General features: G+C 66.4%; 4 protein-coding genes. All 4 read right to left on the reverse strand.

Translation table 11 applies throughout. The features are described from left to right. Positions 1–126: DUF4124 domain-containing protein (locus D3872_RS27585; protein WP_220476998.1), on the reverse strand; the 126-nt coding region annotated here is incomplete at its 3' end. Between the two features lie 10 nt (positions 127–136). Further along, positions 137–1,543 carry an FAD-binding oxidoreductase gene (locus tag D3872_RS23835; RefSeq protein WP_119813096.1) on the reverse strand — a complete coding sequence of 469 codons (1,407 nt, stop codon included), beginning with the start codon at positions 1,541–1,543 and terminating at the stop codon, positions 137–139. After that, on the reverse strand, positions 1,536–1,937 hold the full coding sequence (locus D3872_RS23840) for a DUF2069 domain-containing protein (protein WP_119813097.1): 402 nt from the start codon (positions 1,935–1,937) through the stop codon (positions 1,536–1,538). Before D3872_RS23840 ends, D3872_RS23835 begins: the two co-directional genes overlap by 8 nt. Next, entirely contained in the window at positions 1,934–2,548 is a 615-nt protein-coding gene (wrbA, locus tag D3872_RS23845) for an NAD(P)H:quinone oxidoreductase (RefSeq protein WP_119813098.1), read from the reverse strand. The genes D3872_RS23840 and wrbA overlap by 4 nt, the downstream gene beginning before the upstream one ends. Between the last annotated feature and the right edge of the window lie 15 nt (positions 2,549–2,563).

Raw genomic sequence — 2,563 nt, forward strand, 5'->3', positions numbered from 1 at the left:
GTGGCCGGCCGCGCATGGGTTCTCGGTGTAGGTCACCTTGCCGCCGCTGGTGCACTTGTAAATCGACTGCGCCGCCGCCGGGACGCTCGCCAGGCAGATTGCCGCCGCCAGGATCATTCGCACCATGACCACTCCCTTAGAGGATTTTGCCAGGGTTCATGATGCCGAGCGGGTCGAGCGCCGCTTTGATCGCACGCATCATGTCCAGTTCGACCGGCGATTTGTAGCGGGCCAGCTCGTCTCGTTTCAACGCGCCGATGCCATGTTCGGCTGAAATCGAGCCGCCGAAGGCGTCCACCTCGTCGTGCACGATGCGGTTGACCGCATCCTGATGCTGCAGGAACTCGTCGTGCGGAACGCCTTCCGGCGGCGCTACGTTGTAGTGCAGGTTGCCGTCGCCGAGGTGGCCGAAAGTCACCAGCTGGCAGCCGGGGAAGGCCCGCATCAACTTATCGTCCGCACTGTCGATGAACTCCGCGATGCGCGAGATTGGCAGCGAGACGTCGTGCTTGATATTCTTGCCGGCGGCCGCCTGCGCCATCGAGATGTGCTCGCGCACCTGCCACAAGCCGCGCGACTGTGCGAACGACGTGGCAACCACGGCGTCCTGGCAGAAACCGCGTTCGAGCGCGGCTTCGATGGCCTGCTCCAGCAAATCCGTCGCGTGGCTTTCCGATTCCGGGCTGGAGATTTCGACCAGTGCGTATTGCGGGTACGCCATGGCGAACGGCCGCGGCAGGGTGGGGAAGTGGGTCGCGACCAGCGTGAGGCAGATGTCGGCCATCAGCTCGAAGCCGGTGAGGCTTGAACCGCAGCGGTCCTGCATCAGGTGCAGCAGCTGCAGCGCGTCGTGTGGACTCTCCAGGGCCACCATCGCGGTCAGCATCGCCGCCGGCGCCGGATACAGCTTGAGCACGGCGCCCGTGATGATGCCCAGCGTGCCTTCGGCGCCGATGAACAGGTCGCGCAGGTCATAGCCGGTGTTGTCCTTGCGCAGGCCGCGCAGGCTGCTCCACGTTTCACCCTGGGCGTTCACCACTTCGAGGCCGAGACACAGCTCGCGCGCATTGCCGTACCTGAGCACCCCGGTGCCGCCGGCGTTGGTCGCCAGGTTGCCGCCGATGGTGCAGCTGCCCTCCGATGCGAGCGACAGCGGGAACAGGCTGCCCTCGCTGGCCGCGGCTTCCTGGATGTGCTGCAGCAGGCAGCCCGCATCGACGGTCATGGTGCGGTTGATGGTGTCGACGCTGCGGATCTTGTTCATGCGGCCCAGCGACAGCACCACTGCGGTGCCGCTGGCGTCCGGCACGCTGCCGAGCACAAGTCCGGTGCGCCCGCCTTGCGGCACGATGGGCACGCGCCATTCCGCGCAGGCCTGCACCAGCAGCGCCACTTGCGAAGTGCCGGCCGGCCGCAGCACCGCCAGCGCGGCGCCGGTGAAGCGCCCGCGCCAGTCGGTGAGGTAAGGCGCCATGCCGGCGCCCTCGAGAACGAACCCGGCGCCAATGATCTCGCGGCAGCGCGCCAGGAATTCCTTACTCATGGGTTGCGCGGTTCACTTTGTCGAGCAGTTCGCGCGCCATCTTCTTTGCCGCCTTTTTATACGGGCGGAGATAGAGCAGGGCGCAGGCGAAGTAGACGCAGACGAAGGCGATCTCGCCGTACGCCATGAAGCGCGACAGCGGCGCGATGTCGCTGTATGCGCGCACCGCGCCCTCGGCGAAGTACAGCAGGATCATCATCGACGACCACTGCATGGTGTAGACGTCGCGCTTGATCACGCCGCGCAGCGGCAGCAGCAGCGGGATGACCTTGAGCGCCAGCAGCGAGCCGCCCGGCTTGAGCGGGGCCACCCACATCTCCCATGCCAGCAGCCACAGGATCAGCAGCGCCAGGCTGGCGGCGGCGCCGATGTGATAGAACTTCGGTCCGTTCATGTGCGTATCCTCCAGAGGCGCGCGGCGGTTTCCGCAAGGCGCCGGCCCGACTCGACGGCCAGGCGTTTTTCGTCGTTGCTGATCGGCTTGTCGCCATCGAGGCCGGACCAGTGGGTCGGGCCGTACGGGCTGCCGCCGGTTGTGGTGGTCATCAGTTCCGGGTGAGTGTACGGCAGGCCCATGACCAGCATGCCGTGATGGAGCAGCGGAATCATCATCGACAGCAGCGTCGATTCCTGGCCGCCGTGCAGGCTGCCGGTGGACGTGAACACCGTGGCCGGCTTGCCGGCCAGCGTGCCGGCCAGCCAGTCGGCCGAGGTGCCGTCCCAGAAGTACTTCATCGCCGACGCCATGTTGCCGAAGCGGGTAGGCGAGCCAAGCGCAAGGCCGGCGCAGTCGGCCAGGTCCTGCAGTTCGACGTAGGGGGCGCCGCTGGACGGAATCGACGGCGCGGTGGCTTCGGCCACGGTCGACACGGCAGGCACCGTGCGCAGGCGCGCTTCGGCGCCGGGGACGCTTTCGATGCCCTGGGCGATGAGTTCAGCGAGTTTGCGGGTGGCGCCATGGCGCGAGTAGTATAAAACGAGAATTATCGGATTGGTTCGGTTCATCGTTGGTATTATAGG

This window comes from Massilia cavernae (assembly GCF_003590855.1).
GTDB lineage: Bacteria > Pseudomonadota > Gammaproteobacteria > Burkholderiales > Burkholderiaceae_D > Telluria_A > Telluria_A cavernae.